The organism is Cellulomonas algicola, assembly GCF_019024305.1.
In the GTDB taxonomy this organism is placed as follows: domain Bacteria; phylum Actinomycetota; class Actinomycetes; order Actinomycetales; family Cellulomonadaceae; genus Cellulomonas; species Cellulomonas algicola.
The window spans coordinates 246,957-273,874 of the sequence record NZ_JAHKSJ010000017.1; the positions used below are offsets into that span (position 1 = coordinate 246,957).

Annotated in this window: 22 protein-coding genes, 1 pseudogene and 1 riboswitch; of the genes and pseudogenes, 13 read left to right on the plus strand and 10 right to left on the minus strand. The window is 74.8% G+C overall.

The window, feature by feature from the left end; all coding sequences use genetic code 11:
- Positions 1 to 2: 2 nt before the first annotated feature.
- From cydC to KOV94_RS14505, 4 genes are read right to left on the minus strand one after another with little or no spacing between them, the layout of a single operon-like run.
- The gene (gene cydC, locus KOV94_RS14490) at positions 3 to 1,946 is read right to left on the minus strand and encodes a thiol reductant ABC exporter subunit CydC (RefSeq protein ID WP_218052418.1); all 1,944 of its coding nucleotides are present in this window, start codon (positions 1,944 to 1,946) and stop codon (positions 3 to 5) included.
- The gene (cydD, locus tag KOV94_RS14495) at positions 1,943 to 3,595 is read right to left on the minus strand and encodes a thiol reductant ABC exporter subunit CydD (protein WP_218052419.1); all 1,653 of its coding nucleotides are present in this window, start codon (positions 3,593 to 3,595) and stop codon (positions 1,943 to 1,945) included. The genes cydC and cydD overlap by 4 nt, the downstream gene beginning before the upstream one ends.
- 1 nt (position 3,596) lies before the next feature.
- Positions 3,597 to 4,703, minus strand: a complete 1,107-nt coding sequence (cydB, locus tag KOV94_RS14500) for a cytochrome d ubiquinol oxidase subunit II (protein WP_225916673.1) — start codon at positions 4,701 to 4,703, stop codon at positions 3,597 to 3,599.
- 18 nt (positions 4,704 to 4,721) lie between these two features.
- Positions 4,722 to 6,230, minus strand: a complete 1,509-nt coding sequence (locus KOV94_RS14505; protein ID WP_124343573.1) for a cytochrome ubiquinol oxidase subunit I — start codon at positions 6,228 to 6,230, stop codon at positions 4,722 to 4,724.
- A 495-nt stretch (positions 6,231 to 6,725) separates the two neighbouring features.
- Here KOV94_RS14505 and KOV94_RS14510 point away from each other — a divergent pair, with 495 nt between their 5' ends.
- Entirely contained in the window at positions 6,726 to 10,109 is a 3,384-nt protein-coding gene (locus tag KOV94_RS14510; RefSeq protein ID WP_218052420.1) for an Rne/Rng family ribonuclease, read from the plus strand.
- 86 nt (positions 10,110 to 10,195) lie between these two features.
- On the opposite strand, the gene KOV94_RS14515 is transcribed toward KOV94_RS14510, so the two are convergent.
- The gene (locus tag KOV94_RS14515; RefSeq protein ID WP_218052421.1) at positions 10,196 to 11,296 is read right to left on the minus strand and encodes a YihY/virulence factor BrkB family protein; all 1,101 of its coding nucleotides are present in this window, start codon (positions 11,294 to 11,296) and stop codon (positions 10,196 to 10,198) included.
- A gap of 142 nt (positions 11,297 to 11,438) precedes the next feature.
- Complete coding sequence (locus KOV94_RS14520; RefSeq protein WP_218052422.1) at positions 11,439 to 12,059, minus strand: NAD(P)H-dependent oxidoreductase; 621 nt, start codon at positions 12,057 to 12,059, stop codon at positions 11,439 to 11,441.
- A gap of 119 nt (positions 12,060 to 12,178) precedes the next feature.
- Between KOV94_RS14520 and KOV94_RS14525 the strand changes: the two genes are divergently transcribed.
- From KOV94_RS14525 to proB, 5 genes are all read left to right on the plus strand, one after another.
- Positions 12,179 to 12,745 (plus strand): TetR/AcrR family transcriptional regulator C-terminal domain-containing protein, encoded by a 567-nt coding sequence (locus tag KOV94_RS14525; RefSeq protein ID WP_124342624.1) that lies wholly within the window; start codon positions 12,179 to 12,181, stop codon positions 12,743 to 12,745.
- A 218-nt stretch (positions 12,746 to 12,963) separates the two neighbouring features.
- Positions 12,964 to 13,272, plus strand: a complete 309-nt coding sequence (gene rplU / locus KOV94_RS14530; RefSeq protein WP_218052445.1) for a 50S ribosomal protein L21 — start codon at positions 12,964 to 12,966, stop codon at positions 13,270 to 13,272.
- 65 nt (positions 13,273 to 13,337) lie between these two features.
- Positions 13,338 to 13,595: a 50S ribosomal protein L27 gene (rpmA, locus tag KOV94_RS14535; RefSeq protein ID WP_124342626.1), complete on the plus strand. Its 258-nt coding sequence runs from the start codon at positions 13,338 to 13,340 to the stop codon at positions 13,593 to 13,595.
- Positions 13,596 to 13,704: 109 nt separating this feature from the next.
- Complete coding sequence (gene obgE, locus KOV94_RS14540) at positions 13,705 to 15,225, plus strand: GTPase ObgE (RefSeq protein ID WP_124342627.1); 1,521 nt, start codon at positions 13,705 to 13,707, stop codon at positions 15,223 to 15,225.
- A 194-nt stretch (positions 15,226 to 15,419) separates the two neighbouring features.
- Complete coding sequence (gene proB / locus KOV94_RS14545; protein WP_124342628.1) at positions 15,420 to 16,574, plus strand: glutamate 5-kinase; 1,155 nt, start codon at positions 15,420 to 15,422, stop codon at positions 16,572 to 16,574.
- 109 nt (positions 16,575 to 16,683) lie between these two features.
- Here proB and KOV94_RS14550 read toward each other — a convergent pair whose 3' ends face one another.
- The 4 genes from KOV94_RS14550 to KOV94_RS14565 form a co-directional block, all read right to left on the minus strand.
- Complete coding sequence (locus KOV94_RS14550; protein ID WP_218052423.1) at positions 16,684 to 18,324, minus strand: ABC transporter substrate-binding protein; 1,641 nt, start codon at positions 18,322 to 18,324, stop codon at positions 16,684 to 16,686.
- A 74-nt stretch (positions 18,325 to 18,398) separates the two neighbouring features.
- On the minus strand, positions 18,399 to 20,147 hold the full coding sequence (locus tag KOV94_RS14555; RefSeq protein ID WP_218052424.1) for a dipeptide ABC transporter ATP-binding protein: 1,749 nt from the start codon (positions 20,145 to 20,147) through the stop codon (positions 18,399 to 18,401).
- Complete coding sequence (locus KOV94_RS14560; protein ID WP_218052425.1) at positions 20,144 to 21,136, minus strand: ABC transporter permease; 993 nt, start codon at positions 21,134 to 21,136, stop codon at positions 20,144 to 20,146. Before KOV94_RS14560 ends, KOV94_RS14555 begins: the two co-directional genes overlap by 4 nt.
- Positions 21,133 to 22,191 carry an ABC transporter permease gene (locus KOV94_RS14565; RefSeq protein ID WP_218052426.1) on the minus strand — a complete coding sequence of 353 codons (1,059 nt, stop codon included), beginning with the start codon at positions 22,189 to 22,191 and terminating at the stop codon, positions 21,133 to 21,135. Before KOV94_RS14565 ends, KOV94_RS14560 begins: the two co-directional genes overlap by 4 nt.
- Before the next feature lie 74 nt (positions 22,192 to 22,265).
- Positions 22,266 to 22,377, minus strand: a riboswitch (SAM riboswitch).
- Positions 22,378 to 22,554: 177 nt separating this feature from the next.
- Here KOV94_RS14565 and KOV94_RS14570 point away from each other — a divergent pair.
- The 7 genes and pseudogenes from KOV94_RS14570 to KOV94_RS14600 form a co-directional block, all read left to right on the plus strand.
- Positions 22,555 to 23,376, plus strand: a complete 822-nt coding sequence (locus KOV94_RS14570; RefSeq protein WP_218052427.1) for an NADPH-dependent oxidoreductase — start codon at positions 22,555 to 22,557, stop codon at positions 23,374 to 23,376.
- 78 nt (positions 23,377 to 23,454) lie between these two features.
- The gene (locus KOV94_RS14575) at positions 23,455 to 23,871 is read left to right on the plus strand and encodes a rhodanese-like domain-containing protein (RefSeq protein ID WP_218052428.1); all 417 of its coding nucleotides are present in this window, start codon (positions 23,455 to 23,457) and stop codon (positions 23,869 to 23,871) included.
- Positions 23,868 to 24,476, plus strand: a complete 609-nt coding sequence (locus tag KOV94_RS21320) for a GNAT family N-acetyltransferase (protein WP_218052429.1) — start codon at positions 23,868 to 23,870, stop codon at positions 24,474 to 24,476. The genes KOV94_RS14575 and KOV94_RS21320 overlap by 4 nt, the downstream gene beginning before the upstream one ends.
- 4 nt (positions 24,477 to 24,480) lie before the next feature.
- Positions 24,481 to 25,788 (plus strand): glutamate-5-semialdehyde dehydrogenase, encoded by a 1,308-nt coding sequence (locus KOV94_RS14585; RefSeq protein WP_218052430.1) that lies wholly within the window; start codon positions 24,481 to 24,483, stop codon positions 25,786 to 25,788.
- Between the two features lie 58 nt (positions 25,789 to 25,846).
- Positions 25,847 to 26,002 (plus strand): hypothetical protein, encoded by a 156-nt coding sequence (locus KOV94_RS14590; protein WP_218052431.1) that lies wholly within the window; start codon positions 25,847 to 25,849, stop codon positions 26,000 to 26,002.
- A 23-nt stretch (positions 26,003 to 26,025) separates the two neighbouring features.
- Positions 26,026 to 26,625, plus strand: coding sequence for a nicotinate-nucleotide adenylyltransferase (gene nadD / locus KOV94_RS14595; protein ID WP_218052432.1), 600 nt, complete (start codon positions 26,026 to 26,028; stop codon positions 26,623 to 26,625).
- Positions 26,622 to 26,918, plus strand: a pseudogene (locus KOV94_RS14600) (hypothetical protein); the annotation flags it as partial. The gene nadD and the pseudogene KOV94_RS14600, both read left to right, overlap by 4 nt.

Sequence of the window (26,918 nt, forward strand, 5' to 3'; positions counted from 1 at the left end):
GCTCAGCCATGCGTCGCGCCGCCGACCTGCCCCACGCGGGATCGCGCACCCTCGCCCTCCCCGGCGTCGCCCTGCTCGCTGTCCAGGGCCACACGGTAGCCCGGGACCCGCGTGAGCAGGTCGTCGTGGGAGCCGCGCGCCGCGACGGCGCCGTCCTCGAGCCACAGGACCTCGTCGGCGTCGGCGAGGGCCGAGACGCGGTGGGTCACGAGGAGCACGCCGCGCCGGCCGCTGCGCGCCTCGTCGAGCAGCGTGCCGACCAGGCGGTCCGCGGTCGCCGCGTCGAGGTGCTCGGCGGGCTCGTCGACGAGCACGAGGGGAGCGGGTGCGAGCAGCGTGCGGGCGAGCAGCAGCCGGCGGCGCTCGCCGCCGGACACCGTGCGGGCGTCGGGGCCGACGAGCGTGTCGAGGCCCTCGGGCAGGCTTGCGAGCCACGGGCCGAGGCCGACGCGGTCGAGCGTGGCGCGGGCCTCGTCCGGGGTCACGTCGCCGCGGGCGACGCGCAGGTTCTCGAGGACGGTCGTGCCGAAGACGTGCGCGTCCTCGGTCACCGCGACCACGGCCGCCGCGACGTCTACGCGCGCGAGCCCTCCGACGTCGGTGCCGTCGAGCGACACCGTGCCCGCGGCCGACGGCAGCAGGCCGGCGAGCGTGAGCAGCGTGGTCGTCTTGCCGGTGCCGCTCGGGCCGACGACCGCGACCGACCGGCCGCGGCGCAGCGTGACGTCGAGCCCGCGCACGACGTCACGGCCGTCGGGCCACGCGCACGTCACGCCCGCGGCGCGCAGCACCGGGTCGGCCGCTGCCGCGTCGCGGGTGTCGGTCGCGGGGGTCGCGTCCGCAGTCGACGACACCGTGGCGTCCCCGCGGGGGTCCGCCGTCGCGTGGCCCGTCCCGCGGGACGACGGCCCTGCGGCGGCACCGCCCGCGGTCCGTGCGGTCGCTGCGGACAGCTCCTGCGGACCTGCGGGCGCTCCGGAGTCGTCCAGCAGCGCGAGGATGCGTGCGGCCGCCGCTCGCGACCGCTGGACCTGGATCGCGGCGGCGGGCAGGAGCGACGTGGCCTCGAACGCGGCGAGCGGCGTCAGCACGACCACCGCGAGCTCGACGGGTGCGAGCAGCCCGGCACCGACAGCGGGCACCCCGGTGACGAGCGCCGCGAGCACCGCGAGCCCGACCGCGAGCTGCCCGACGGCGGCAGCCGCGGCTGCGGGCCGGGCGCCGGCGTCCGCCGCGGCCGTGACCCGGGCGTGGGCGGCGGTCAGCGCCGCACGCTCGGCGGTCGCGCGTCCCGCCACGGCGAGCGGCCCGGCGTCGTCGAGCAGGCCGAGCGCGGTCGCGGACAGGTCGGCGCGCGCGTCGGCGGCGTGCCGCTCGGTGGTGCGCGACGCGCGTGCGGCCAGCGCCGGCGCGACGACACCCGCGAGGAGCAGGCACCCGGCGAGCGCGAGCCCGGCGGGCACCCAGAAGGCGCACATCGCGACGACGGTCCCGACGCCCAGGCACACCGCGACGACGGCGGGCAGGAGCCCGCGGACCACGACGTCGCCGACCGTGTCGACGTCCGCGCCCACGCGCGCGAGGAGGTCGCCGCGTCGGACGCCGGCCAGCGCGGCGGTCCGACCGGCGGCGAGCCGCTCGTAGAGCGTCGTGCGGACGTTCGTCATGCCGCGCAGCGCGACGTCGTGCGAGACGAGGCGCTCGAGGTAGCGCAGCACGCCGCGGCCGATGCCGAACGCGCGCACGGCGACGGTCGCGACGGACAGCTGCAGGACGGGCGGCATCTGCGACGCGCGCGCGATCAACCACGCCGACACGGCGGCGAGCGCGACGGCGCAGCCCAGCGCGAGCGTGCCGAGCAGCGTCGCGAGCGCGACGCGGCGCAGGTCGACGTCGAGGAGCCGGACGGCCCGGCGCAGGGTGCCGCGGGGCTCGCGGGCGCTCACGCGACCACCTGCCCGGCCGTCGACCGGACCGGCACGACGACGTCCGCGCACCCCGCGAGCGACGCCCGGTGCGCGACGAGCACGACCGTGCGGCCCTCGGCGCGCAGCGCCCGGACGGTGTCGAGCACGACCTGCTCACCGGACGCGTCGAGGTGCGCGGTCGGCTCGTCGAGCACGACGAGCGGGGCGGGGGAGAGCAGCGCGCGCGTGAGCGCGACGCGCTGGCGCTGCCCGACGCTCAGGCCGACCCCACCGCGGCCGAGCAGGGTGCTCCAGCCCGCCGGGAGCGTCGCGAGGACCTGGTCGAGACCCGTGAGCGCGGCGGCGCGGGCACGCGAGGCGTCGTCACCGCCGACCACGTCGGCGACCGTGCCGGGCTCGAGCACGGGTCGCTGCGGCAGCCACGTGACCTGCGACCAGTAGGTGTCACGGTCGACGTCCGCGAGCTCGAGCGGGCCGTCCGGTCCGTCGAGGACGACGCGTCCCTCGTCGGGCGGCAGCAGGCCGAGCAGCACGTCGACGGCCGTGGACTTGCCCGCACCGCTGGGCCCCGTGAGCGCGACGACCGTCCCGGGCCGCACGACGAGGTCGAGCGCGTCGGGCGCGAGGCCGTCGGCCGTCGTGACGCCGACGCCGTCGAGCCGCAGCGTCGTCGACGCGAGGTCGGGGGCGGTCCGCGCGCTGCGCGCGGGCGCGGGCTCGTCGAGCAGCGCGAACGCCTGGTCGGCTGCCGCGACCCCGTCGACGGCCGCGTGGTACTGCGCGCCGACCTGGCGCAGCGGCAGGAACACCTCGGGCGCCAGGATCAGCACCGCGAGGCCGGTGACGAGGTCGAGGTGCCCCTCGACGAGCCGCAGGCCGATCCCGACGGCGACGAGCGCGACCGACAGCGTGGTCAGCAGCTCGAGCACCATGCCGGACAGGAACGCGATGCGCAGCGTGCCCATGGTGGCGCGGCGGTGCGCGTCGCCGAGCGCCCGGACGCGGGCCGCGGGGCCACGCTCGCGGCCGAGCGCCTGGAGCGTCGGCAGGCCGGCGAGCAGGTCGAGCACCTGCGCGCCGAGCCGCTGCATCGTCGCGAGGCCGCGCTCGGAGCGGCCCTGCGTGAGACGCCCGACGAGCACCATGAAGATCGGCACCAGCGGGATCGTGCCGACGAGGATCGCGGCCGAGATCCAGTCGAGCCCGAGGACGACGAGCAGCGTGCCGGGCGTGACGGTCGCGGCGAGCACGAGCTGCGGCAGGTACCGCACGAAGTACGGCTCGAGCGCGTCGAGGCCGCGCGTCACGAGGGTGACGAGCGCCGGCCCGTGCCCCGCGGCGAGGTGCCGGGGTCCGAGGTCGACCGCGCGCTCCACGACCGCGTCGCGCAGCTCGCCGACCGCCCGGGTCGCCGCGCGGTGCGCGTACCGCTCCTGCAGGCCCGTGACGAGCACCCGCGCGGCGACGACCGCCGCGAGGCCCGCGACGAGCGGCCCGATCGCGTCGAGCGTCGCGCCGTCGTGCACGGCCCGGCCGAGCGCGCGGGCGAGCAGCAGCGCCTGCGCGACGACGAGCGCCGCGGTGAGGACCCCGAGTCCCGCGGTCAGCGCGACGTAACCGCGTGCGCTGCGCGCGTACCGCAGGAGCCGGGGGTCGAGCGGGCGCACGTCAGCGCGGCTCCGCGCCGTCGGCCGGCACGTCGTCCTCGCGCCCCGCGCCCACCGACGCGGGGACCGACGCGCGGGTCTTCGCGAACGTCAGGCCCGTGTGCGCGGGGATCTGGTGGCCGCTGATGCGCTTCCGGAACACCCAGTACGTCCAGCCCTGGTACAGCAGCACGAGCGGCGTGAGGAACACGGCGACCCACGTCATGACGGTGAGCGTGTAGTCGGTGGACGACGCGTTGTCGACGGTCAGCGAGTTCGCCGGGTCGAGCGCGGGCATCACGTCGGGGTACATCGACCCGAAGATCAGCACGACGACGGCGACGATCGCGACGGCCGACGCGACGAACGCCTGCCCCTCACGCCGCGCTCGCGTGGCGACGACGAGCGCGACGAGCGCGAGCGCCGCGACGACGACCGCGACCCACGTCCACGCGACCGAGTACGCCACCTGCGCCCAGACCGCCCAGACGGCCCCGACGGCGAGCGTCGCGACGGACGCCTTCGCCGCGAACGCGCCGGCGCGGACGCGGACGTCGCCGTCGGACTTGAGCGCGAGGAACACGGCACCGTGCGTGAGGAAGACGAGCGCGGTGAGCGCGCCGCCGAGCAGCGCGAACGGGTTGAGCAGCGCGAAGAACCCGCCGACGTACTGGTGGTCGGCGTCGAGCTCGACGCCCCGGACCAGGTTGGCGAACGCGACGCCCCACAGCACGGCCGGCACCCACGACCCGACCATCAGCGCACGGTCGGCCCACGCGCGCCAGCGGTCGTCGTCGATCTTGCCGCGCCACTCGAACGCGACGACGCGGACGATCAGCGCGAGCAGGATGAGCAGCAGCGGCAGGTAGAACCCCGAGAACAGCGTCGCGTACCACTCGGGGAACGCCGCGAAGGTCGCGCCGCCGGCGGTGAGCAGCCACACCTCGTTGCCGTCCCAGACGGGACCGATCGTGTTGATCATGACGCGGCGGTCCCGGTCCTTCGCCGCGCGGTCACCGCGGTTCAGGATGCCGAGCAGCATCCCGACGCCGAAGTCGAACCCCTCGAGCAGCAGGTAGCCGGTCCAGAGCACGGCGATGAGCAGGAACCAGACGGTCGACAGCTCCATGGTCGTGGGCTCCCGTTCTCAGTACGCGAAGGACAGCGGACGGTCGGTCGACTCGTCGTCCGGGTCCGGTCGGTTGGCGGGGTTGTCGGGGCTCGGGTCCTTCTCGCTCGCGGCGACGCCCTCGATCGCGTACCGGTGCATGAGGCGGAACCAGACGACCGCCAGCACGCCGTAGAGCGCGGTGAACGCGAGGAGCGACGTGAGGATCGTGCCCGGGCCGGTGACGGTCGAGACGCCGCGCGCGGTGAGCAGCCAGACGCCGTCGACGCCCGACGGGTTGGGGTTGGGCGCGACGACCCACGGCTGGCGGCCCATCTCGGTGAAGATCCAGCCGAACGCCGACGCGAGGAACGGCGTCGCGAGCGCGGCGACGGCGAGCCGGGAGACCCACACGCTCCCGCTCACGCGGCCCTTGCGGGTGACCCACAGCGCGACGAGCGCGAGCGCGGCGGACCCGACGCCGAAGCCGATCATCAGGCGGAACGACCAGTAGGTCACCGCGAGGTTGGGCTGGTACGAGATCGGCTGCCCGTCCTCGTCCGTGAAGCCGAACTTCTCCTCGTACTGCGCCTGGAGGTCCTCGACACCCGGCAAGGGCTCGGTGAAGGAGCCCGACGCGAGGAACGACGTCATGCCCGGGATCTCGATGAGGTGCTGCACGCCCTCGCACGAGTCGGACAGGTCGCCGATCGCGAGGATGGAGAACGGCGCGCCGCCGTCGGTCGTCTCGCACAGGGCCTCGGCGGCCGACATCTTCATCGGCTGCTGGTCGAACATGAGCTTGGCCTGCGCGTCCCCGCTGACGGCGACGACGAGCCCTGCGACGAGCATCGTGACCACGCCGAGCATCACGGCCGGGCGGTAGACGTCGCGTGCCTCGTCCGCACGGTTCGCGCGGACCAGCTTGACCATCCACCAGGCGGCGATCCCCGCGACGAACGTGCCGGCCGTGAGGAACGCGGCGCTGATCGTGTGGGGGAACGCGGCGAGCAGCGTGTTGTTGGTGAGGATCGCGACGATGTCGGTCATCTCCGCGCGGCCCGTCTCCGGGTTGTACGTCGACCCGACGGGGTGCTGCATCCACGAGTTCGCCGCGAGGATGAAGTACGCGGACAGGTTGGTCGCGATCGCGACGGCCCAGATGCACGCAAGGTGGATCTTCTTCGGCAGCTTGTCCCAGCCGAAGATCCACAGCCCGAGGAAGGTCGACTCGACGAAGAACGCGGCGAGCGCCTCCATCGCGAGCGGTGCGCCGAACACGTCGCCGACGAAGCGCGAGTACTCGGACCACGCCATCCCGAACTGGAACTCCTGCACGATGCCCGTGGCGACACCGATCGCGAAGTTGATCAGCAGGAGCTTGCCGAAGAACTTGGTGAGCCGCAGCCACCGCTCGTTCCCGGTCCGGACCCACGCCGTCTGCATGATCGCGACCAGCGGCGCGAGGCCGATCGTCAGCGGCACGAAGATGAAGTGGTAGACGGTCGTGATGCCGAACTGCCAGCGGGCGAGATCGAGGGCGTCCACGTGGGTTCTCCGTGCTCTGCGGACCGGACAGGCGGGCAGGTCGCACGGAGGACGCCTCGGCGGGTGCCCGGCCTGTGGACCTGGGGGAACGCTAAGAAGCACCCCCAGTCTGCTCCTGGGACGAAGGTCCCGTGTAGTGACGGGGCGTCGTGAAACACGGCCTGGAGGTGTCCGGTGTCACTCCACCGCCGCCGCGCCGACGGTCGTGCCGCGCTCGCGGGAGGCCCCTGTGCGATACTGACCACGGTTCCGGCCGCGCCCACACCGTGGACGGACCCTTGAGCTCGCAGCACCAGCGCGCATCGCGCGCCAGTCCGCCGCTCGGCCGTGCCGCTCCATCCGGGAGCGCGCCGCCGGTGCAGGCGACGGCGCCGGCCCAGGTGCAGCAGCCACGACCGACGACTTCCGTCGCCGCGCCGAGGGCGTGCGTGACGACCGACCGACCGAGGACCGCGCGTGTGGGGCGGGGCTCTGCGGTACCCAGGAGCACCACGCGTGACCCCCGAGAACACTCCCGAGAACGCAGACGGCACGACGACGTCCGGGGGTGAGTCCGCGCCGAAGACGCGGCGCCGCCGGGCGACGCGCACGACCGCTGCCGCCCCCGTCGTCGAGCAGACGACCGACGCCCCCGCCGGTGACGGTGCGGCCGTCGCCGCCGAGCCCCCGGCCGAGCCGGCCGGGACCGCCGCTCCCGAGGTCGCCGAGGTCGCACCCGCGGCCGACGCGCCCGCCGAGGCGCCCGCGACCAAGCCGCGTCGCTCCCGTCGCGTGACGCGCACGGTCACGCCGGCCGCCGAGCCCGCGGAGGACGGGGCCACCGCCGCGGATGCCGGCACGGCCGTCGGTGCCGAGCCGGCCGCCGCCGCGGAGCCCGCTGCCGAGACCCCCGCCGCGTCCGACGCGGAGCAGGCCGTGGCCGAGCCCGCCGCCGAGCCGAAGAAGCCGGCCCGCCGCCGCCGCTCCGCCGCGCGCCCGACCGCCGCCCCCGAGCCGGCCGCCGAGGTCGCGCCGCCCGTCGCGGACGAGGCGACCGACGCCGAGGACGAGGTCGACGAGACCGCCGAGGGCGCCGACGCCGCGACCGCCGAGGGTGGCGAGACCGCGCAGGACACCGCTGCCGCACCGGCGCTCGACGTGCTCGCGGCGCTCGCCGACGTCCGTCCGGCCGAGCCGCAGGCCCCCACGAGCCCTCGGCTCGCGACGACCGCGCTGCTGTTCCAGGCGCCCGACCCGGCCGCCGCACGTCCGCGCCGCCGCCGCGCGCAGGCCAGCGCCGGCTCCCCGGAGGAGATCTCCGAGGCCGCGCGCCGCGCCGAGCGTGAGGCTGCGGAGGCGGCCGAGGTCGCAGCCGCCGTCGACGCGTCGCCGGAGAGCATCGACGCCGAGACCGTGACGACCGACGCCGTGACGGTCGAGGCCGCGGAGAGCGAGCGGGCCGAGCGCCCGTCCCGCCGCCGGGGTCGCCGCGGCCGTGGTGCCGCGCCGACACCCGTCGAGGTGGCCGAGGCCCTCGAGGAGGAGGGCGACACCGTCGTGCCGTCCGACGCGGGCGACGTCGAGGACCACGCGGACGACCAGGCCGTCGACGACCAGACCGACGAGGCCACCGACGAGCAGGGCGACGACCAGGGCGAGGGGGCCGGCCAGCGCCGTCGCCGCCGTCGCGGCGGTCGCGGGCGCCGCAACCGCGGCGACGCGGGCGAGCAGGACCAGGACGCCCCGGCCGACGCCGACGCCGACGCCGAGGACGAGGACGCCGAGTCGCAGGACGCCGACGCGGACGACACGGACGCCGAGGGTGACCAGGGCGGGTCGAGCCGTCGGCGTCGCCGCCGTCGGCGGGGCGGCCGCGGCGACGCGGGCGAGCCCGAGCGTCCGTCGCGCCGCTCCGCGAGCGACGAGGTCACCGCGCTGCGCGGGTCGACGCGCCTGGAGGCGAAGCGTCAGCGTCGTCGTGAGGGCCGCGACGCGGGCCGGCGCCGGCAGATCATCACCGAGGCCGAGTTCCTGGCCCGTCGTGAGTCGGTCGAGCGGACCATGGTCGTGCGCGAGCGTGCGAACCGCACGCAGATCGCGGTGCTCGAGGACGGCGTGCTCGTCGAGCACTACGTGTCGAACCAGGCGCAGACGTCGATGGTCGGCAACGTGTACCTCGGCCGCGTGCAGAACGTGCTGCCGAGCATGGAGGCCGCGTTCGTCGACGTCGGCAAGGGCCGCAACGCCGTGCTGTACGCGGGTGAGGTCAACTGGGACGCCGCGGGTCTCGAGGGGCAGCCGCGCCGTATCGAGCAGGCGTTGAAGTCCGGCGACTCGGTGCTCGTCCAGGTCACCAAGGACCCGATCGGCCACAAGGGTGCACGTCTGACGTCGCAGGTCACGCTCGCGGGCCGCTACCTCGTGTTCGTCCCCGGCGGCGGCATGACCGGGATCAGCCGCAAGCTGCCCGACACCGAGCGCAACCGCCTCAAGAAGATCCTGCGCGAGGTCGTCCCGGACTCGGCGGGCGTCATCGTGCGCACCGCGGCCGAGGGTGCCTCGGAGGAGGAGCTGCGCGCCGACGTCGCCCGCCTGCAGGGGCAGTGGGAGGCCATCGAGAAGAAGGCGAAGACCGCGTCGGCCCCCGCACTGCTCCAGGGCGAGCCCGACATGGCGATCCGCGTGGTCCGCGACATCTTCAACGACGACTTCTCGTCGCTGGTCGTCCAGGGCGACGACGCGTGGTCGACGATCTCGTCGTACATCGACGAGCTCGCGCCTGACCTGGCGCAGAAGGTCTCCAAGTGGACCGGCACGCAGGACGTCTTCACCGTGCACCGGGTCGACGAGCAGCTCGCGAAGGGCATGGACCGCAAGGTCTGGCTGCCGTCGGGCGGCTCGCTCGTCATCGACCGCACCGAGGCGATGACGGTCGTCGACGTCAACACCGGCAAGTTCACGGGCTCGGGCGGCACGCTCGAGGAGACCGTGACGCGCAACAACCTGGAAGCGGCGGAGGAGATCGTCCGCCAGCTCCGGCTGCGGGACATCGGCGGCATCATCGTCATCGACTTCATCGACATGGTCCTCGAGTCCAACCGTGACCTCGTGCTGCGCCGGCTCGTCGAGTGCCTGGGTCGCGACCGCACGAAGCACCAGGTCGCCGAGGTGACGTCGCTGGGCCTCGTCCAGATGACCCGCAAGCGGGTCGGCCAGGGCCTCGTCGAGGCCTTCTCCGAGACGTGCGAGCACTGCCACGGCCGCGGCTTCATCGTCCACGAGGAGCCGGTCGAGAAGAACGGCCGCCCGGACGCCGGCGCCCAGCAGGCCGCCGCGCCCGTCGAGGCCGGCGAGTCGAAGCGGTCGCGCCGCAAGCGCGGTGCCAAGGAGCCCGCCCCCGTGACGCCGCACCCCGGCGTGCCGGTGCTGCCCGAGGCGCGCGAGGCCGTGAAGGCGACGCTCGCGACGATCGCGGCTGCCGCTGCGCACGCGCACGAGCACCACCACGAGGCCGACGGTCACGCCGAGGGGCACCACGCGGACGCGCCGGTCGTCGACGACGCGGTGGCCGGTGACGGCGTCGCGGTGGTCGTCGACGAGACGGTCGAGGTGCGCGAGAGCGTCGTGGTCGTCGAGGACGCCGTCGAGGAGCTCGCCGCGGCGGAGGCCGCGCCGGGCACCACGGGCGGCCCGGCCGACCAGCCGGTGCTCGACGTCCTCGCGGCGCTGGCCGCGAGCGGGGTCGCCCCGGCGGGTGCGCCGAGCACCGCCGAGGTCGACGAGACCGCGGCCCCGGAGGCCGAGGCCGCCGACGAGCCGCTCGAGCTCACCCCCGTGTCGCCCGACCTCTTCGAGGACGCCGGCGACGACGAGGAGCCCGCGGAGACGACGCAGGACTGATCGCCGGCGCCGGACCACCGGCACCGCTCACGACGACGCCCGCACCGACCTCCGGTGCGGGCGTCGTCGTCGCTGCGGCTGCGCCGTCAGCGCCGGGTGCGGCCGTCGCGTGCGTCGTCGTCCTCCCGGCCACGGCTCGCGCGCTCGCGCAGCTCGCGGCCCCGGCGGACGTCCTCGGCGGCCTTCGCGGCCTTCTTGTCGCTCGCCTTGGTGTCGCGCGCGGGGAGCTGGATCGTCTCCTCGGCCTCGATGCCGCCCTGCAGCTCGCGGCCCCGTTCGAGCTCGGCGTCGAGCTCGGCGCCGAACAGCAGCGCGAGGTTGCTGATCCACAGCCACAGCAGGAACACGACGACGCCCGCGAGCGAGCCGTACGTCGCGTCGTAGGACGCGAAGGTCGTGACGTAGAAGCCGAACCCGACGGACGCGACGACCCACACGATCAGCGCGACGGTCGCGCCGACGCTGATCCAGCGGAACTTCGGCTGTCGCACGTTGGGCGTGCCGTGGTAGAGCAGCGCGATCGCGATGACGACGAGCGCGACCACGACGGGCCACTTGAGCACGTTCCAGACGGTCACGGCGGTGTCGCTGAGCCCGACCGCGTCGCCGATGCTCCGCGCGACCGGTCCGGACAGGACCGTCGCGGCGACGATCAGCACGGCGATCACGACGAGCACGAGCGTGATGAGGAGGATCACCGGGCGCAGCTTCCAGATCGGCCGGCCCTCCTCGACCTCGTACACGCGGTTCATGCCGCGCCCGAACGCCGCGACGTAGCCCGAGGCGGACCACAGCGCGAGCAGCACGCCGAGGATCAGCGCCAGCCCTGCCTTGGTGTTGGACGTCGCGGCCTCGACGATCGGCTGCACCGTCTCGGCGGCCTGGTCGGGCGCGCCGAGGTCGCCCACGAGGTCCATGACACGGTTGAGCGTCTGCTCGGGGTCGCCGACGAGGCCGAGCACCGACACGACGGCCAGCAGCGCGGGCGCGATCGCCAGCACCGCGTAGTAGGTGAGCGCCGCGGCCTGGTCCGTGCACTCGTCGGCCAGGAACTCGCGGAACGTCTTGCGCGCGACGTACTTCCACGACGGCTTGTGGATGTCGCCGACGGAGTCGGGCTTGCGCGGGTCTTCGGGTTCAGGTGCGGCCTCGGTGGTGCTGCGGCTGCGGGACGGGTCCTGGGACACGACGCCTCCTGGGGGACGCGGCGGCTGCGGGACGCCTCTCGCCCGACTGGTCCGACCTGGCGAGGCTAGGTCGGCGCACCTGCCGCCGCATCCGGACGCGGACGCCCTGCACGTCGATCGCGCGCACCGGTCACCGCGGTGCTCAGGAGGCGGTGACCGCGAGGTCGTCGCGCCGCTCCGGGCGCACCCCGGCGACCCGGTCCTCGATGCGCACCAACCACCGGTCGCGACGCGCGGGGGAGACGTCGGCCACGCGCGGATGGCTGAGCCAGCGCGCGGGGACGCCCATCTTCTGCCAGACGCCGCGCACCGACGCCTTCTGGACGGTGTTGCCGAACAGCCAGCGGTAGGCGGGGCCTGGCGTGGTCATGGTCGTGGCGACGGTGACGCGGCGCAGTCGTCCGAACCGCGCGCGCGGGAGCCCGAGGATGCCGTCGTCGTACGCCCAGCCGGGCACGAGCACCTTGTCGTAGAACCCCTTCATCACGGCCGGCGCGGTCTCCCACCACACGGGGTGCACGAGCACGAGGTGGTCGGTCGCGTCGATGCGGGCCTGCAGGTCGAGCACCAGCGGGTCGACGGTGCGGTGCTCGCGCCACGCGGCGAGGTCGGTGCGGCGCATGACCGGGTCGAAGCCGAGGGCGTCGAGGTCGAGGACCTCGGCCTCGTGGCCCGCCCGCCGTGCACCCCGCTCGGCGGCGTGGGCGAGCGCGTGGCAGAAGCTCCCCTCGTAGGGGTGGTTGACGACGACCGTCGTGCGCATGAAGACCTCCTGAACGTTGTTCACTGAACGATGTTCAGGTTGCGTTGAACGACGTTCAGTTGTCAAGGTGGTGCAGCGCGGGGCGGTCCCGCGGCAGGGCGGACGGCAGCGGAGGTGCGTTGGTCCAGCGACTCGACCGCGACCGGATCGTCCGGCGCGCGCTCGACCTCCTCGACGAGGTCGGTCTCGACGGCCTCACCCTGCGCCGCCTCGCGGGGGACCTCGGTGTCCAGGTGGCGGCTCTCTACTGGCACGTGCCCAGCAAGGCGGCGCTGCTCGACGAGATGGCCACGACCATGCTGCGCGACCTCATCGACGCCGCCGGGCCGGAGATGCGCGACCTCGTCGGCGAGCCGTGGCAGGACTGCGTGCGCGTCTCCGCCGACCGCTTCCGGGCCGCGCTCCTCGGTCGTCGCGACGGAGCCCGTGTCTTCAGCGGCACGTACGTCACCGACGAGCGCCTGCGCGGGTGGGTCGAGCTGCCGATGTCGATCCTCGTCGACGCCGGGTTCGGCGAGCAGGACGCGACCCGCGCGTGGTCGACGCTGCTGGCGTTCGTCGTCGGGTTCGTGGTCGAGGAGCAGGGCCGGCCCGACGGCGACGACGCCGCCGACGCCCGCTTCGCGTTCGGGGTGGACCTCGTCGTGCGCGGGTTGGAGTCGCGGCTCGCAGCCCCGGCGGTGTGACCAGCGTCGCCCCCCGCCGCGGTTTGACCCTGGCTCACACGGTCCGTACCCTAGAACGTCGGCGCGTCGTGTGCGCGCTGGTCATGTGTGCCGCCGCAACGGCGTCGACGCGACTCCCCTCGGACCGGGCTCCCGGACGCTGCGGGACGTGCGCGGGCGCAGGCAGGCACCGGCAGACTTTTGACCGAGCAGTTCGACGAGCAGAGATGAGCAGCAACGTGGTGTACGCGATCGTGAAGGCTGGCGGCCGCCAGGAGAAGGTCGCCGTGGGCGACGTCGTCGTCGTCGACCGCCTCGCCGCGCAGGCCGGCTCCACCGTCGAGCTGACGGCTCTGCTCCTCGTGGACGGCGAGAAGATCACCACCGACGCCGCGGCGCTGGCCAAGGTGAAGGTGACGGCGGAGGTCGTGCGGGACGAGAAGGGTCCCAAGATCGACATCCTCAAGTACAAGAACAAGACCGGTTACCGCAAGCGCCAGGGTCACCGCCAGCAGCTGACCCGCATCAAGGTCACCGGCATCAAGTGAGCTTCCCCGCGGCGCACTGACGCCGCGGCCCCCGACTTACGCAGCAGCTAGAGAGCAGGTTCGTCATGGCACACAAGAAGGGCGCGAGCTCCTCGCGCAACGGTCGCGACTCCAACGCGCAGCGCCTCGGCGTCAAGCGCTTCGGCGGTCAGGTCGTCAAGGCCGGCGAGATCATCGTCCGCCAGCGCGGCACGCACTTCCACCCCGGCAACAACGTGGGCCGTGGCGGCGACGACACGCTCTTCGCGCTGGCCGCGGGTGCCGTCACGTTCGGCACGCGTCGTGGCCGCAAGGTCATCGACATCGTGGCCGTCGAGGCCTGACGACCGCTCAGCAGTCGACGAAGGGGCGCACCGGTGCGGTGCGCCCCTTCGTCGTGTGACGATCACGAGAGCGCTCCGGTGAGGGCCGGGGCCGGACAGGAGGACAGCCGTGGCGACGTTCGTCGACCGGGTCGTGCTGCACGCGACCGGCGGTGACGGTGGGCACGGGTGTGCGTCCATCCACCGTGAGAAGTTCAAGCCGCTCGCCGGCCCCGACGGGGGCAACGGCGGCAACGGCGGCTCGGTGATCCTGGAGGTCGACCCCCAGGTCACGACGCTGCTCGAGTTCCACCACCTGCCGCACCGGCACGCGCCGTCCGGCACGCAGGGCATGGGCGACCACCGGTCCGGCTCGACCGGGCAGGACCTCGTGCTCGGCGTGCCCGACGGCACCGTCGTCAAGGGCACCGACGGCGAGGTCCTCGCGGACCTCGTCGGCCTCGGTGCGCGCTTCGTCGTCGCGGCCGGCGGCCGTGGCGGGCTGGGCAACGCCGCCCTCGCGTCGCAGCGGCGCAAGGCGCCGGGCTTCGCGCTGCTCGGCGAGCCGGGTGACGCGCTCGACGTCGTCCTCGAGCTCAAGACCATCGCCGACGTCGCGCTCGTCGGGTACCCGTCGGCGGGCAAGTCGAGCCTGGTCGCGGCGATCTCCGCCGCGCGGCCCAAGATCGCCGACTACCCGTTCACCACGCTCGTGCCGAACCTCGGCGTCGTGCAGGCCGGGTCGTCCCGCTACACCGTCGCCGACGTCCCGGGGCTCATCCCGGGCGCGTCGCAGGGGCGTGGGCTCGGGCTGGAGTTCCTCCGCCATATCGAACGCTGCGCGGTGATCGTGCACGTGCTCGACTGCGCGACGCTCGAGCCCGACCGTGACCCGATCTCCGACCTCGACGTCATCGAGTCCGAGCTCGCGGCCTACGCCGGTGACCTCGGGATCGAGGGTGGACGCGTCCCGCTGGCCGAGCGCCCGCGCATCGTCGTGCTCAACAAGATCGACGTGCCCGAGGCGCGCGACCTCGCCGACATGGTCAAGCCCGAGCTCGAGGCGCGCGGCCTGCCCGTGTTCGAGATCTCGACGGCCAGCCACGAGGGCCTGCGCCCGCTCACGTTCGCGCTCGCCGAGCGCGTCGAGCGGGCCCGTCGCGAGGCTCCGGTGCCCGAGGCCACGCGCGTGGTGCTCCGGCCCAAGGCCGTCGACGACTCCGGGTTCACCGTCACGCGACGCGAGGGCGGCGGCGCCGTCTGGTTCGCCGTGCGCGGCGAGAAGCCCGAGCGCTGGGTCCGGCAGACCGACTTCTCCAACGACGAGGCCGTCGGCTACCTCGCCGACCGGCTCGCGCGGCTCGGCGTCGAGGACGCGCTGTACTCGGCCGGCGCGGTCGCGGGGGACGAGGTGCGGATCGGTCCGGACACCAACGCGGTCGTGTTCGACTGGGAGCCCACGCTCATGACGGGCGCCGAGCTGCTCGGTGGCCCGCGCGGATCCGACGTCCGCCTCGAGGACCGGTCGCGCCCGACCCGTGGCGAGAAGCGGCAGGAGTACCGCGAGCGCATGGACGCCAAGACCGCGGCCCGGGACGAGCTGTGGTCCGAGCGCGAGCACGGCGTCTGGACGGACCCGGACGCGGACTGACGCCGAGCGCGAGCACGGCGTCCGGACCGACCCGGACGCGGACTGACGCCGAGCGCGAGCACGGCGTCCGGACGGACCCGGACGCGGGACGACGCGTGACCCGCGGGGCGGGTTCGCGCCCACCACGGTGCGGGCGGCGTCCGGCGCGCGGATGCGTCCGCGGCGATGCGGGGTCGCCGGGGCAGAATGCCGACGTGAGCGCCGCACCCCTGCACGACCGCCAGCAGCTGCCCGCCGCCGCGCGGGTGGTCGTCAAGGTGGGGTCGTCGTCGCTCACGAGCCCGGACGGGCGCCTCGACCCCGAGCGGCTGCGTGCGCTCGTCGACGTGCTGGCCGAGCGGCGGAACGCCGGCGGGCAGGTCGTGCTCGTGTCGTCGGGGGCCATCGCGGCGGCCATCGGTCCGCTCGGGCTGTCGGCGCGGCCCCGGGACCTCGCGACGCAGCAGGCCGCCGCGTCGGTCGGGCAGGGTCTGCTCGTCGCGCACTACACGAAGGCGTTCGCGGACCACGGGCTCCGTGTCGGGCAGGTGCTGCTGACCGCGGAGGACACGGTGCGGCGCGGGCACTACCGCAACGCGCACCGGTCGCTGACCCGGCTCCTCGACCTCGGCGTGGTGCCGATCATCAACGAGAACGACGCGGTCGCGACGGACGAGATCCGGTTCGGCGACAACGACCGGCTCGCGGCGCTCGTGTCGCACCTGGTGCACGCGGACGCGCTCGTGCTGCTCACGGACGTCGACGCGCTGTACACGGGACCGCCGTCGCGGCCGGGGTCGCGTCGGCTCACGCACGTCGCCGGACCGCGGGACCTGGACGGCGTCGACGTGTCGTCACGCGGCAGTGCCGTGGGCACGGGCGGCATGGTGACGAAGCTCGAGTCGGTCGCGATCGCGACGCAGTCGGGCATCCCGGTGGTGCTGACGTCGGCGGGCCAGGCGCGTGCCGCGCTCACGGGCGACGACGTCGGGACGTGGTTCGCCGCGACGGGCCGGCGGTCGTCGATCCGGTTGCTGTGGCTCGCGCACGCGGCGCGGACGCGCGGGCGGCTCGTGCTCGACGAGGGCGCCGTGCGGGCGGTCGTCGAACGGCGGACGTCGCTCCTGCCCGCGGGCGTCACGGGTGTCGAGGGGACGTTCGACGCGGGCGACCCCGTCGAGATCGTCGGGCCCGACGGGACCGTCGTCGCGCGCGGGCTCGTCGCGTACGCGTCGGACGAGGTGCCCGACCTGCTGGGCCGCACGACGTCGGACCTGCGGGACGACCTCGGTCCGGGCTACGACCGCGAGCTCGTGCACCGCGACGACCTGGTCCTGGTCAGGCGTCGGCGGGTGGCGGCCGAGCGCTGAGCGCGCCGCGCACCACCGCGCACCGCCCGCGCGACGCCCTTTCGTGACGACGCGCGGGGCGGGAGCGCCGTCGTGGCCGCTCCCGCCCCTCGTGCGGTCGGTCGCCCGGTCAGTCGAGCCAGGCGGTCGTCAGCTGGTCGAGACGCGAGTCCGCGCCGAGCTCGACGCCGTGCACGTCGGGCGACAGGCCGAGGTACGTCGTCAGCTCGTGCACGGGCAGGACCCAGTGCTGCGAGACGAGGCGCTCCTGGGCCTCCGCGAGGACCGCGTCACGCGCCGCCAGGTCGCTGGTCGCCAGCTGCTCCTGCAGCAGGCTCTCGAGCTCGGGGTCGTCGATCCGGTAGTAGTTCGTCGCCGCGGTCGAGTACTGCGTGCGCAGCACGTCGCCGTCGGCGCGGGACAGGTTGCCCCACACGAGGTCGAACTCGCCGGACTTGAGCTTCGCCTGGAAGTCCGGGACGGCGCCCGACCACAGGGTGACGTCGATGCCGACCGCCTTGAGCTCGGCCTGGAGCAGCTCGACGGACGTCTGGTTCGGCGAGAAGTTCGTGATCCAGACGAGCGTCGGCGCGAGGCGCACGCCGTCCTTCGCGTAGATGCCGTCGGCACCCTTCTCCCAGCCCGCGTCCTCGAGCACCTCGGCGGCCTTCGCGGGGTCGGAGTCGAGGTGCTCGCTCACGTCGGCGACACCCGGCGTGGTGCTCGCGAGCACGCTGGTGGCGACGGCGAACCCGTCCGTGAGCGCGGTGTCGCGCACCTCGGTCGGGTCGATCGCGAGGCCGATCGCCTCCCGGACGGCCGGGTCGCTGCCCAGCGTGGACGCGCCGTTGAACGTGAGGCCGAACGTGATGCCGGGGTTGGCGCGGTGGACGAGCGGGAAGCCCGACTGCTCGAGAGTCGCGATGTCGGTCGGCTGGACGCCGCCGATGACCTGGACCTGGCCCGACGTGAGCGAACCCGTGCGGACGCTCGCCTCGGGTGCGACCTGGAACGTCACGGAGTCCACGTGCGGGGCACCGGCGTCGGTGCGGGCCTCAGGTGCCCACGCGTAGTCGTCGCGGGCCTCGAGGACCGTCTCGGTGTCCTTCGTGTAGTGGTCGAGCACGAACGGTCCGGTGCCGACGACGGCCGCGCCGTCCGCGCGGTCGTCGAACGGCACGGCGATCGTCGACGCGGCCACGACACCGAGCGCGACCGTGCTCACGGCCTGCGGGAACGCGGCGTTCGGGGTGCCGAACGCGACCGTCACGGTGTGCTCGTCGACGACCGTCGTGCCCGTGTAGCCGACGAACGACGGCGCCGCGCTGCTCTTGGCACCCGCGGCGACGATGTCGTCGAACGTCGCCTTGACCGACTCCGCGGTGAGGGGCGTGCCGTCGGAGAACGTCACGTCGTCGCGGAGCGTGAAGGTGTGCTCGGTGGCGTCGTCGTTCGACGACCACCCGGTCGCGAGCCACGGCTCGAGCGAGCCGTCCGCCGGGTCCTGCCACAGCAGCGAGTCGACGAGCTGGCGCGTCACGTAGAGCGTGTCGTTGCCCGAGCCGGTGCCGGACGGGTTGAGCGAGATCGGGTCGTTGCCGATCGCGAAGACGAGGTCACCGCCGTCGACGGGACCGCTCGACGCGGACGTGGACGGCTCGGCGCCCTCGGGGGAGCCGGAGCTGCACGCGGCCAGGGCGAGGCCGAGCGCGAGGGTGGACGCCGCGACGCGCAGGGCGCGCGTGCGAGCAGGGGACGGGGACTGCGACATGGGGTCTCTCCAGGGTGCTGCGGGGCGGGGGCGCGGTCAACGCCGGGGGCGGCGACGGCCGGGACAACAGGCGGTCATCGCTCACCTCCTCGGTGCTCGGCCCGCACGGAGACGCCGGGGATCGCCTCCAGCAGCTCGGTCGTGTACGGGTGGGAGGGACGCGCGAACACCGACTCGACGTCGCCGTGCTCGACGACCCGCCCGTGCCGCAGCACGACGACGTCGTGCGCGACCTGCCGGACGACGGCGAGGTCGTGCGAGATGAACAGGTACGAGACGGCCAGGTCGCGCTGCAGGTCGGCGAGCAGGTCGAGGATCTGGGCCTGCACGGACACGTCGAGCGCGGACACCGGCTCGTCGAGCACGACGATGTCGGGCCGCACGGACAGCGCCCGAGCGATCGCGACGCGCTGCCGCTGACCGCCCGAGAGCTCGGCCGGGTGGCGGTGCAGCGCCGACGCAGGGAGCGCGACGAGGTCGAGCAGCTCGGCCGCACGGGCGGCGCGCTCGCGCCGGTCGCCGACGCGGAACGCGCGCAGCGGCTCGGTGACGATCCGCTCGACGGTCCAGCGCGGGTCGAGCGACGCGTACGGGTTCTGCTGCACGACCTGGAGCCGGCGCCGCAGCGCGCGGAGCTGGGCGCCGCGGGCGCGCGTCACGTCGGTGCCGTCGACGTGGACCGTCCCGGCGGTCGGCTCGGTGAGGCGCAGCGCGAGGCGCGCTGTCGTCGACTTGCCCGACCCGGACTCGCCGACCAGCGCGAGCGTCCGGCCGCGCGGGACCGCGAAGGACACGTCGTCGACGGCGCGCAGGACGCCCGTCCCGTCCCGACCGGAGCGCGGCAGCGGGAAGTGCTTGACGAGCCCGCGCACCTCGAGCGCGGGCGGTGCGGGCGTGCTCGCCGGGCCGCCGGCCGTCGAGGGGACGCGCTCCGCAGGGACGCGCGCCGCGGGGACGGTCACCGGACGGACGGCTGTCGCGCGCCGCGCGCCTCGCAGCGACGGGGCGGCCGCGAGCAGCGCGCGCGTGTACGCCTCGCGCGGCGACCCGAGGACCTCGTCGGGCGTCCCCGCCTCGACGACGCGACCGCGGGACATCACGACGATCCGGTCGGCCCGATCGGCGGCGACACCGAGGTCGTGCGTGATGAGCAGGACGCCCGTGCCGGTCGCGGCGGTGAGCTCGTCGAGGTGGTCGAGGATCCGGCGCTGGACCGTCACGTCGAGCGCGCTGGTCGGCTCGTCGGCGACGAGCAGGCGCGGCTTCGCGACGAGCGCGATCGCGATGAGCACGCGCTGGCGCATGCCGCCCGAGAGCTCGTGCGGGTACTGCCGTGCGCGCAGCTCGGGCTCGGGCAGGCCGGTGCGGCGCAGCGCCTCGACGGCCTGGCGGGCGGCTCCGCGGCGGTCGGCCAGCCCGTGCACGACGAGCGCCTCGGCGACCTGGTCGCCGATCCGTGTGACGGGGTTGAGCGACACGGTCGGGTCCTGCGGGACGAGGCCGACGAGCGCGCCGCGGACGGTGCGCAGGACGCGCGGCGACGCGGTCGCGAGGTCGTGGCCGAGCAGGTCGATCGTGCCCGACGCGATGCGTGCGGCGGGCGCGAGCAGGCGGACGACGGCCGCGGCGGTCGTCGACTTGCCCGAGCCCGACTCGCCGACGACCGCGACGGTCTCGCCCGCGTCCACGTGCAGCGAGACGTCGCGCACGGCGTGCACGTCGCCGCGGCGCGTGCGGTAGGAGACCGCGAGGTCGCCCACGGTGAGCAGGCGCTCGGCGGTGGGGGCGCCCGCGGCCGGCGCGGCGGAGGTCGTGGCGGTCATCGGGCCCTCCCGGGGTCGCCGTCGAGCGCGCGGGAGATCCGTCCCGCGGCGAGCACGGTCGCGACGACGACGAGGCCGGGGAGCGTCGTCAGCCACCACGAGGTGCGCAGGAAGTCGCGGCCGCCCGCGACGAGCGAGCCCCACTCGGGAGCGGGGGGCGGCTCGCCGTAGCCGAGGAACGACAGCGACGACACCGCGAGGACCGCACCGCCGAGCTCGAGCGCGGCGAGCACGACGACGGGTCCGACGGAGTTCGGCAGGACGTGGCCGAACAGGACGGTCCACCAGCGGCTGCCGCCCGCCTGCGACGCCTCGACGAACCCGGACGTCCGCACGCGCAGCACCTCGGACCGCATGATGCGGCTCACCGCCGCGACGTTCGCGATGCCGACGGCGATCGCGACGTTCACCGAGCCGAAGCCGAGCACCGTGATGAGCGCGAGCGAGAGCAGCAGCGCGGGGATGGACAGGAGCACGTCGACGACCCGCATGGCGACGTCGTCGACGAGACCGCCGACGAACCCCGCGACGAGCCCGACGAGCGCGCCGACGACGAGCCCGACGAGCACCGCGACGAGCGCGGCCCGGAGAGTGAGCGGCGTGCCGTGCACGACGCGCGTGTACAGGTCGCGGCCGAGCTGGTCGGTGCCGAACCAGTGCGCGGCCGACGGCGGCTGCAGCTTGTCGGCCGGCACCCCGACGAGCGGGTCACCGGGTGCGAGGAGCGACGGCGCGAAGGCCGCGACGACGACCGCGAGCGACCACACGAGCGCGAGCACCAGGCCGGGCCGGCGGGCGAGGTCCTCGACGCGGGACCGCCACGGGCCGCGGTGGGTGAGCTCGTCGTCGTGCTCGCGGACGGCGTCGGCGAACCGGTCGGCGGCCGTCGCGGTGAAGTCGTCGGCGCGCGTGCCCGGGTCGAGCGCCGTGGGGACGAACCCGTCGGGGCGCGACGGGCCTGAGCCGGTGAGGCTGTCGATCGTGCTCATCGCGCACCTCCGGCGGGGACGGCGTCGGCGTGCTCCGCGGGCGCGGTGGTCGGCGGCGGCGTGACGTGCGCGTCGGCGGCCGGACGGCCCGCGTCGTCGGGCTCGGGCGTGACGCCCGCCGCACGACCGCCCGTCACGATGCGCGGGTCGAGCAGCGGGTAGACCACGTCGACGAGCAGGTGGGTGAGCACGTAGACCGTCGCGGCGACGAGCACGACGCCCTGCACGACGGGGATGTCCTGCGAGGCGACCGACGTCGCGGTGAGGCGCCCGAGCCCGGCCCGGGAGAACACGGTCTCGGTCACGACCGCGCCGGACAGCAGCCCTCCGACGACCAGACCCGTCGCGGTGAGCGCGGGCAGGGCCGCGTTGCGCAGCGCGTGCCGCAGGTGCACGCGCACCCGGCCCGCGCCCTTGGCGACCGCGGTGTCGACGTACGGCTCGCGCAGCGTGTGCAGGAGGCTGCGCGACAACAGCTGCGCGATGATCGCAGACGTCGGCAGCGCGAGCGTCACGGCGGGCAGCACGATCGACGCGGCCCCCTGGTTGCCGAGCGCGGGGAAGATCGGCAGCTGGAACGAGAACCACTGCACGAGCGTCAGGCCGAACCAGAACGACGGGATCGCGACACCGAGCGGCGGCAGCGACAGCAGGAACCCCGCGAGCGCGCGGTTGCGCGTCGCGGTCGCGACGACCGCGAGCGTCCCGCCGCCGACGACCGCGAGCAGCAGCGCGGCCCCCGCGATCGCGGCGGTGGGCGGGATCGCCTGGGCGAGGAGCGTCGTGACCGGCTGCTTGCTCACGACGGACGTGCCGAGGTCGCCGCGCACCGCGTCGAGCAGCTGCGTCAGGTACTGCACGGGCAGCGGCTGGTCGAGCCCGTACTCGGCGCGCAGCGCGTCGAGCTGCTCGGGGGTCACGTCGGACGAGTCGCCGCCGTACATGATCGACACGGGGTCGCCGGGGAGCGCGTAGAGCACGACGAAGGACACGGTGTACGCCGCCCACAGCACGAGCACGGCGAGGCCGAGCCGGCGGGCGAGGTACCGCGTCACGGCGTCACCGCCGGGGCGTGCGGTGCGGGCGTCATGGGTGCTCCTTCGGTGCGCGGGACGGTGCGCGCGTCGGTCGTCCGTGCTTGCACGACGGGGGTGCCGTGCCGGGTCATCACCTGGAGCACCCCGCCACGTCCGGAGGGTTGCTGCCCGACCAGCCAGGGCTTGTCGTCGGGTCTCGTGACCGGCCCGGAACGTAGGAACGCGGCCGGGGGCGGTCAACGGTCCGGCGTGCGTGTCCCACGATCCGGACACGGCGTCTCACGTGCGTCCCGCCGCCTGAGACGACCCCGCGCGGGCGTTGACTGCCGGCTGTCCTGCGTCGACCCTGCGCGCAGCCACGCACCGACCGAGGAGCCGCCCATGAGCATCGACGTCCGCGACACCGCTCGCCTCGCTCACGAGCGGTACGCCGCGCCGCTCGCCGTCGACCTGCGCACGTCGCCGGTCGTCGAGCAGCAGCTCGCGCACCGCTCCGTCCGCCGCTACCTGCCCGACGAGGTCGACGACGCGACGATCCGGACGCTCGTCGCCGCCGCGCAGTCCGCCGCCACCAGCTCGAACCTCCAGCTCTGGAGCGTCGTCGCCGTCCGCGACGCCGCGACCCGAGCGCGCCTCGCCGAGCTCGCCGGTGGGCAGGCGCACGTCGTGCAGGCGCCCGTCCTGCTCGTCTGGCTGGTCGACCTCGCCCGCGCACACGCCGTCGCGGCCCGGCACGAGGCACCCACCGCGGGCGCCGAGTACCTCGAGACGGCCGTCGTCGGCTTCGTCGACGCCGCGCTCGCCGCGCAGAACGCGACGCTCGCCGCCGAGTCGCTCGGGCTCGGCACCGTCTACATCGGGGCGCTGCGCAACCACCCGGCCGAGGTGTCCGCGCTGCTCCGGCTCCCGGCGCACGCGTTCCCGGCCTTCGGGCTCGTCGTCGGGCACCCGGACCCCGCCGAGGGCACGCGCGTCAAGCCGCGGCTCCCGCAGTCGGCCGTGCTGCACCACGAGGTCTACGACGAGATCGCGCACGAAGCGGTCGAGGACTACGAGCGGCGCATCGGTGCGTTCTACGCCGACGAAGGCCTCGCGCACTCCTGGGTCGAGCGGCTGCTCGCCCGGCTGTCCGGCCCGCACGCGCTCAACGGCCGCGACCGGCTGCGCGAGCACCTGCACGACCGCGGCTTCCCGCTGCGCTGAGCCGCCCGCCCGTTCGTGCGCCCGGCCACGCCGACCCCGCTGACCCGTCCTGCCGACCGCCACCCCCAGGAGCCCCTCATGACCCGATCCACCGCCCCCGCCGAGGACCTCTCTCTCGAGGCCGCGGGCGCGCTCGCGCCGCTCGTCACCCCCGCCGACGCGGCCGCACGCGTCGCCGACGGAGCCGTCCTCGTCGACGTCCGCAGCGACGCCGGCCGCGCGCGCACCGGCGCGATCCCCGGCGCGACGGTCGTCGACCGGTACGCCGTCGACACGGACTTCGACCTCGCGTCGGCCGCGCGCGTCGCGCCCGTCGTCTCGCTCGACACGCCGATCGTCGTGGTGTGCGGGTCGGTCCGCGGCTCCGGACCGGTGGCCGCCGAGCTGCGCGCGCGCGGCTTCACGAACGTCGTGCACGTCGAGGGCGGCGCACCCGCGTGGAAGGACGCGGGGCTCCCGGTCGACGAGGTCACGGCGGGGGAGCCGTCCGCGTGAGCGCACCCACGACCGACCGGGTCGGCGGGACGCGGCACGGCGGGATCGTCGTGCGCCTCGTCGAGCCGCACGAGCACGACGAGGTGGCCCGCCTGTCCGTCGCGGCCTACGCGCACGACTACGAGCTCAGCGACACCTACCGGGCGTCGCTGGCCGACGTCGCGTCGCGGGCGGCCGAGCACGAGGTGTGGGTCGCGCAGGACGTGGCGACCGGCGCGCTGCTCGGCACGGTCGCGACGCCGCGCGCCGGCCGCCACATCTCGCCGCTCGGGGAGGACGGCGAGCTGGACTTCCGGCTGCTCGCGGTCGACCCGGCGGCGCGCGGCCGCGGCATCGGGACGCTGCTCACGCGGTTCGTCGTCGACCTCGCGCGGGCGCGCGGCCTGGCGCGCGCCGTCATGAACTCCGGGCCGCGGATGACGGGCGCCCACCGCCTGTACGAGGGGCTCGGGTTCGTGCGGGTGCCCGAGCGGGAGACGCGCGTCGTCGACGGCGGCACGCTGCTCGCGTTCGCCCTCGAGGTGCCGCCTGCGGACGACCGCGCCGAGGGCGACGGCCGGGTGGTGGATGCGCGGACCGACGAGCACGCCCGCGGTCTACCCTGACGGGATGACCGCATCGCTCGAGGCACCGCTGCACGACGCCGCCGGGACGGACGTCGCCGCGCAGGTCCGCGAGGTGGCGCAGCGCGCCAAGGTCGCGTCGCGTGCGCTCGCGACCGCGACCCGTGCCACCAAGGACGCCGCGCTGCACGCGCTCGCGGACGCGCTGGTCGCCGCCACCGCCGAGATCGTGGCCGCGAACGCCCTCGACCTGGACCGGGGCCGCGCCGACGGCATCTCCCCGGGGCTCCTCGACCGCCTGGCCCTCACGCACGAGCGCGTCGCGGCGATCGCCGACGCGCTGCGCGAGCTCGCGGGCCTGCCCGACCCGGTCGGCGAGGTCGTGCGCGGCTCGACGCTGCCGAACGGCCTCCGGCTGCGCCAGCTGCGCGTCCCGATGGGCGTCGTGGGCATGATCTACGAGGCACGGCCCAACGTGACGGTCGACGCCGCCGGCCTCGCGCTGAAGTCCGGCAACGCCGTGATCCTGCGCGGCGGGTCCGCGGCGGCCCACAGCAACGAGGTCATCGTCCGCGTGCTGTCCGACGCGCTCGTCGCGCAGCGCCTCCCCGGCGACCTCGTGCAGTCCATCGACGCGTGGGGTCGTCCCGGTGCCGTCGCGCTCATGCACGCGCGCGGGCTCGTCGACGTGCTCGTGCCGCGCGGGGGAGCGGACCTCATCGCGACCGTCGTGCGCGAGTCCACGGTGCCCGTGATCGAGACCGGCGTCGGCAACGTGCACGTCTACGTCGACGAGAGCGCCGACCTGTCCGTCGCGCTGCCGATCCTGCTCAACGCCAAGACCCAGCGCGTCGGCGTCTGCAACGCCGCGGAGACGCTGCTCGTGCACGAGGGCGTCGCCGACGAGTTCCTGCCCGTCGCGCTGGCGGCGCTCGCGGACGCCGGCGTGACGATCCACGGCGACGAGACGACGCTGCGGCTCGCGCCCGAGGAGGTGTCCGTCGTCGCCGCGACCGACGAGGACTGGGCGAAGGAGTACCTGTCGCTCGACCTCGCGGTCCGCGTCGTCGACGACCTCGACGAGGCGCTCGACCACATCCGCACGTGGAGCTCGGGGCACACCGAGGCGATCGTCACGCGCGACCTGGCCGCGTCCGAGCGGTTCGTCGCCGAGGTCGACTCCGCGGCCGTCATGGTCAACGCCTCGACGCGGTTCACCGACGGCGGACAGCTCGGCCTGGGCGCCGAGATCGGCATCTCCACCCAGAAGCTGCACGCCCGCGGCCCGATGGGCCTCGCCGAGCTCACGACCACCAAGTGGGTCGTGCAGGGCGACGGGCACGTCCGGCCCTGACGCCACAGCGCGTCGTGCGACACTTGTCGCTCCCCGACAACCCCACAGGAGGAACACCGTGCACAGCGCACTGATCGCCGCCGCCGAGGAAGCCGCCGAGCACGCCGTCGAGCTGCCGTTCTCGCCCGTGGTCTTCGGGGTCGGGGCGTTCGTCGGCCTCGTCGCCATGCTGCTGTTCACCTTCGCGTTCCGGAGCGTCGGGACCCGCCACTGAGCGCGGCGGGGAGCACCGGTCCGATGACGCAGCGGCGACCCCGCCTGGGGGTGATGGGTGGCACGTTCGACCCCGTCCACCACGGGCACCTCGTCGCCGCGAGCGAGGTCGCGGACCGGTTCGACCTCGACGAGGTCGTCTTCGTCCCCACGGGCCAGCCGACGTTCAAGCAGGAGCAGGACGTCACGGTCGCGGAGCACCGCTACCTGATGACCGTCATCGCGACGGCGTCGAACCCGCGGTTCACCGTGAGCCGCGTCGACATCGAGCGTCCCGGGCTGACCTACACGGTCGACACGCTCCGCGACCTCAAGACGCTGCGCCCGGACGCCGACCTCTTCTTCATCACGGGTGCCGACGCGATCGAGCAGATCCTCACGTGGAAGGATGCCGAGGAGCTGTTCGCCACGGCGCACTTCGTGGCGGTGACCCGTCCCGGTCACACGTTGTCGGTCGACGGCCTGCCCGCCGACCGTGTGAGCATCCAGGAGATCCCCGCCCTGGCGATCTCCTCGACCGACGTCCGCGCGCGGGCACGCGCCGGCCAGCCGGTCTGGTACCTCGTCCCCGACGGGGTGGTCCAGTACATCGCGAAGCACAGGTTGTATCGAGGTCAGTCATGAGTGAACCGGGAGAGCGGCGGCGTCGCCGCGAGCTCGAGCGCGCCGCCGCCGAGCAGGAGGCCGCTCAGGGGCAGTCGTCCCGTCGCGCCATGCGCGAGCAGACGACGGGTGGCTCCGGCGTGCCGTCCTGGTCGCAGCCGGCCGACGACCAGCCGGCGCGGTCCCGCCGGTCGAGCCGCGACACCACGCTCGACCCGACGAGCGCGCCTCGCCCGGCCGCGGGTGCGCAGCCGCCCGCCGCCCCGTCCGCGCCCGCGTGGCCGACCGCGACGTCGCGCCCGGCCGCGCCGCAG